Consider the following 5,303-nt stretch of genomic DNA (forward strand, 5'->3'; position numbering starts at 1 on the left):
CAGGCGGCCGTGAACGAAGTGCGGGCTGACGCGGCCGGGGCCCTTTTCGGCGAGCAGCAGGCTCTCGCTCTCGATTCCCGGCAGGCCGCCGATACCCGACCCGATCGAACAGCCGGCACGCAGCTTCATTTCGTCGGACATATCCTCGAGCCCCGCATCCTCGATCGCCTGCCCCGCCGCATCGATGCCATAGATGATGAAAGGATCGACCTGGCGCTGCACCTTGTGGTCGACGCGCTTGCCGGGGTCGAAACCATATTCATGGTCGGGTCCCTTGACCTCGCACGCGATCGTACATTTCTGGTCCGATGCGTCGAAATGGGTGATCGTGCCTGCCCCCGATTTGCTCGCAAGCAAATTCGCCCATGTGGTTTCCACATCGGCGCCCAGCGGCGTCACCAAACCCAAACCCGTCACCACAACCCGGCGCATAGTCATTCCTTTCATCGGCCCCTGCCCCCGCGGGGTGCCGCATCATTTCAGAAATCGCATATCCATAAAAAAAGCTTCCCGGCCACTGCGCGCGAACGCTCGGGACCGGGAAGCCGGAAACGCGTGGGCGGCGTCGCCGCCGCGTCCGGCCAGGCCGGACCGGGCCAAATCAGCCCTTGTTCGCTTCGATATAGTCGATCGCATCCTTGACGGTGGCGATCTTTTCCGCCGCATCGTCGGGGATTTCGACGCCGAATTCTTCTTCGAACGCCATCACCAGTTCGACGATGTCGAGGCTGTCGGCGCCCAGATCGTCGATGAAGCTCGCTTCTTCGGTGACCTTGTCGGCTTCGACGCCCAGATGTTCGACAACGATCTTTTTAACCTTTTCGGCCGAATCGCTCATGCACAGTTCCTTTTTTCTGACTATGTCGTGAATGTTGAAAATTGCCCTAGTGCCCGTGGGCGGGGCTGGCAAGAGGGCTGGCACCGGCCGTGCGGCGAAGCGCCGCGTCGACCAGGACTTCCTCTGCAGCGCTGTAAGCCGACCGTGTCCCTTTCTGCCCCTCCGGCACCTGCGTGACGAAATAGGCAATGCCATCGCCGCCTTCAAGGTCGAACCATATCCCCGAGCGTAATCCATAGGCGTCGCCCGAATGGCCAAGGCGCAGGCGGCCGTCGCCGAAAAGGTCGTCGCGGCACGCGGGATCCGCCAGCGCCGGACCGCCGGTGCTGTGCATAGCTATGCCATATTCGCAGAAGAAGCCGCCTGTCCCCTCGCCGCTCGTCGGGCGGACACGCGCCATCGCCTCCAGCCGCGCAAGGCTTTCGGGCTTCAGAAAGTCCTCGCCGCGGCGCAGCAGCATGATGCCGATCCGCGCGAGGCCGTTCGCCGAAATGCGCAGGCCGCCTTGCGGACTGAATCCCGCGCCGTGGCGGCCGAGCCGATAGAGATCGAGGTCGCAACCGCCGTCCGCCGCCGGAACGACGGGACAGGCAGGCCGAACGCCCTTCAGGTCGTCGCGCACGACCGCGCCGTCGGCGCCGTAGAGCGTCACCGCGCGCGACACGGCGGCGTCGCTGCACGTCGGCCAGTTGAAACAGGCATCGATCCCGAGCGGACGAAAAACGAGCCGCGCCATCGCGCGGTCGAACCGCTCGCCGGTCGCCCCCTCGATCGCCGCCGCGACGACGGGGTAATTGAGGTTGGCATAGGCGAAATCGCCGCCCGGCGGGCGCGCCGGGTCCCATGCCGCCGGGTCGCGCAACACGGTTTCGAGATCGGCGCCGAGCGGCAGCGCATAGTCGACATTGTCGGCGAGCCCCGAGCGATGGCCGAGGAGGTCGCCAAGCGTCAACGGCCGGTCGGGCCAGCCCGGGTGGCGCAGGCGCCAGCCCAGATAGTCCGAGACATCGCGATCGAGATCGAGCCGCCGCTGCTCGACGAGCCGCAGCACGCCCAGCGCGACGACAAGCTTGGAAATCGAGGCGATGCGAACGGGATCGTCGGGCGTGACGGCGCGGCCGGCTGCGCGGTCGGCCAGGCCTTCGGCGACGCGGGTCTCGATCTTTCCGTCGCGGTCGAAATGCACGGCAACCGCGGCGGGCGGCGGCGATGCCGCGGCAAGTGTCAACAGGGCGAGGCCGGCGAGCATCGTGCCACCCTGCGCGGCACCCGCGCTGCCGTCAAGGCGCCGCGCTGGCGGGAATCACCCCCGATTCGCGCAGCGCGGCCGCGGCGCGCTGGATCACCACCGGGGTAATGATGAAACGGCTGATCACCACTTCAGGCGGAGCCGAGGCGGGCTGACCCGTATATTCGAGCAGGCGCTGCCATTGCTCGCGCGCTTCCGGCACATGGCCGCGCCGCGCCAGCACGACCGCGCGCACCATCATATATTGCGGCTCCATGTTGCTGGGCGACGGCATCTGGTCGAGAATCTTCCGCGCCTCCGCCACCTCGCCGCGCTGCGACAACAGAAAGGCCAGCGTGACCGCAGGAACGCCGGGATAAGACGCATCGAGCGCCAGCGACCGCCGGAGCAATGCTTCACCCTCGGGCATCAGTCCGCACGTGACTTTGAAGAGCCCGAGGAAGCCCGCCATATCGGGATCATAGGGGTTCAGGGCGAGCGCGGCGTCGCCCATCGAATTGCCGCCCGCACAATTGCCGGCATAAAAATTCGCGCGCGCCATCGCGAACAGGCCCGCCGAAGAATTGGGACTGCTTTCATACGAACGTTGCGCCAGCGCGCGCGCTTCGGTGAGCGCCGTGCGGCCCGCCGCGGTCATTCGCTGCGGCTGCCAGTCGCCATAGCGCACCAGCGACAAGGCGGTGAGCGCGACGGGATCGCGCGGGTTGTCCCGCAATGTGGCGCGAAGGCACGCGTCGACCTGCTTGACCGACGCCACCTTGCGCATCTGGCGCATCCGGTTGAACTGCGCGAGACAGGGATATCCGGCCGAGAAATTATCGGGCTGGCGCTGGACCTGGTCGCGCACGATCACGCCATAGTCGCCCGCAACCTGCGCGATAGCGGGTTCGAGCCCGGTGAATTCGGGCGTGTCGGCGTCGCCGAGACGCAGTTGCTGCGACCAGATGGTGCGCTGGTCGGCAACGCGGTTGAGCACGAGCGTGATATCGGCGCCGCCGTCCAGCGTGCGCACCAGCGAAGCGTCGAGCCGATAGTCGCTGCTTCGCGGGGCCGTGCTGCCCGGCGCCCGCGAACTGAGCAGGTCGACCAGATCGAAACGCCTCAGGCCGTCGCGCAGCTTGCCGTCGAGCGCGCGCGCCAAGGCCCGTGATTCGGGCGAGCTGCCGGCTGACGGGGCACTGAGCTCGAGCAGCGGCACGGGCACCGGGTCGCCGACGAACAACCGGCCCGGCCCGCCACGCAGCGTCCACAGCGCCGAAAGCGCCAGGGCGAGAAGGGCCAGGACAACCAGCCAGCGGCCAAAGCGCGGGCCGCCCTGCTGCGGATGCCGGGCGCCGGGGGTCGGCGGGCGGACGGGAGTTGCGGCGGTCGCTGCTGCCTTGACGTCACTCTCGCCGGCCGGGTCGTCCGCCGACCGCATCGGGGGCGCCGAGCGATGCTGGACGACGACCTCGTAACTGCCCTGCGGCACGCGCAGGCGATGGATCCACGGCGTATCGGCATAATAGCGGTCGAGCAGCGTGCGCAGCCGCCCCACCATGACGCGCGGATAGCTGTCGACCGCGGGGTCGAAATCCTCGCTGCGGCCGAGCGCCTCGGTCGCGATCGCATAGGCCTTGGGCGAACTGCGACCGCCGCGCAGGCGGTGCTCGACAAGGAATTGCAGCAGGCGCGACAGCACCGGCGAGCGGACGAACATCGGGGAATCGAGCAGGCGCTCGAGTTCCTCCGCGATGATCCGGTCGGTTTCCCCCGGATTCTGTGTCTCGTTCGCTTTCGCGTGGTCCATGCTACCCTCAAATGCCCCCGACGGGCGAGGCGGTAGATACGCCAATCAGCAAGTGCGACCAGCCATTGTTACTTCCACGTAACGGTAACAGGCAGGCCGCACGACATATCAGAAGAAATCCCCCGCGCCAATCCGCCCGGAAAAACGCGAAAACGGGTTAAGGATTGGTTATCAAACGGCAACATTATGGCATGTGACCCCTTGTAACTGCCGCGCGTCCCGAATTGTGTCATTCTTTCAGGGTCGCGGCATTCCTACGATGACGTGGCGTTGAGGCCGACAGGCGAAAGGTGCGAGCTGGTCCCTGGCACCCTTCAACCCCCCTCCGGCTTCATTCCAAGACTTCGCCGGGCGGCCCGACAGCCCCACCTGTCCGTCCGCCCGGCAAGTCGACCCCTGTCCTGTCCGGCTGTTATCCGTGCCGCAAGCGCGCCGATCCCGATGCTTCCGAATACCGGCGCCAAGGTGCAGCCGGCACAGCGCGCGGTGAAGTGAAACACCGATAACCAATGTCGAACTGCCGCCGTCATTTGCAAACCCCGCGGTGACGAATGTCAGGTTTCGACCGGAAGCTGCCGATAGGGATGTGCACCCCGGCGAAAGCCGGGGCCCAGAGCGTAATCGCGCAATGCCAGCCTTCTGACGCCATGGACCCCGGCTTTCGCCGGGGTGCACAAGGGACAGCTAACCACCCCAAAGCCGAAATCGCCTCGCCGAGGCGACAGGGTTCACGAAAAGGGGCGCCAGTTTTCACTGGCGCCCCGATATTCCGGCAAGGTGCGAAGACTTACGTCGTCGTCGGCGCCTTGCACGGACCGGTGTGGGTCGCGGTCATCTGCATGACCATTTCCATGTCGCCGCCGGTCGGGACCTTGCCCTTGGTCGTGATAGTCACGTCGTTCTTCTTGGGCTCCATCGTGCCGACCATCGTCATGTCGACCGTCTGGCCATTGGCGGTGCAGGTGCCCGCGACGTCGATCTTGCCGCCCGCGACGTCCTTTTTCGACCATTTGCACTCGCCGCCGTTACCCGGACCCTTGGCGAGTTCGGCCGCGATGTCTTCCTTGTCGACCTGCTCCTGCGTGAAGCACTGGTCCATGCCGCTGGCGCCTTCCATCATCTTCGCCATGCCGTCCTTCATTTCGGCCGGCATGCCGGGGACTTCGAACTTCACCAGCTTGATGTCGGTTTTCCAGTTGCCGGCTTCGCGCTTCACCGGACCGCTGGCGGCGGCGTTCTCGCTCTTGCCGCAGCCCGAGACTGCGATGAGGGCGCCGACCGCGGCGACCGTCAGAAATTTCTTCATATAATTCATCCTCCTGTTGGGCAAATGGGGGAACCCAGATGCGACGATTTGGTTGCAACCATTATAATTGTCGTTGGCCCCAATCGATACCATATTGGTAGCGATGGCAATCCAGATTCGC

General features: G+C 65.7%; 5 protein-coding genes. All 5 read right to left on the reverse strand.

All coding sequences use genetic code 11. The annotated features are described in order from the left end of the window. A partial coding sequence (locus VGD20_RS08985) for a beta-ketoacyl synthase N-terminal-like domain-containing protein (RefSeq protein WP_331134121.1) occupies positions 1 to 432 on the reverse strand: 432 nt, incomplete at its 3' end. Positions 433 to 601: 169 nt separating this feature from the next. Next, a complete protein-coding gene (locus tag VGD20_RS08990; RefSeq protein WP_003039428.1) occupies positions 602 to 838 on the reverse strand; it encodes an acyl carrier protein in 237 nt (78 codons plus the stop codon). A gap of 46 nt (positions 839 to 884) precedes the next feature. After that, on the reverse strand, positions 885 to 2,087 hold the full coding sequence (locus tag VGD20_RS08995; protein WP_331134118.1) for a serine hydrolase domain-containing protein: 1,203 nt from the start codon (positions 2,085 to 2,087) through the stop codon (positions 885 to 887). A gap of 31 nt (positions 2,088 to 2,118) precedes the next feature. Then, positions 2,119 to 3,876 carry a tetratricopeptide repeat protein gene (locus VGD20_RS09000; RefSeq protein ID WP_331134119.1) on the reverse strand — a complete coding sequence of 586 codons (1,758 nt, stop codon included), beginning with the start codon at positions 3,874 to 3,876 and terminating at the stop codon, positions 2,119 to 2,121. A gap of 787 nt (positions 3,877 to 4,663) precedes the next feature. Beyond that, positions 4,664 to 5,182: a DUF3617 domain-containing protein gene (locus VGD20_RS09005; RefSeq protein ID WP_331134120.1), complete on the reverse strand. Its 519-nt coding sequence runs from the start codon at positions 5,180 to 5,182 to the stop codon at positions 4,664 to 4,666. Positions 5,183 to 5,303: the final 121 nt, after the last annotated feature.

This window comes from Sphingopyxis sp. (assembly GCF_036402335.1).
In the GTDB taxonomy this organism is placed as follows: Bacteria; Pseudomonadota; Alphaproteobacteria; order Sphingomonadales; family Sphingomonadaceae; genus Sphingopyxis.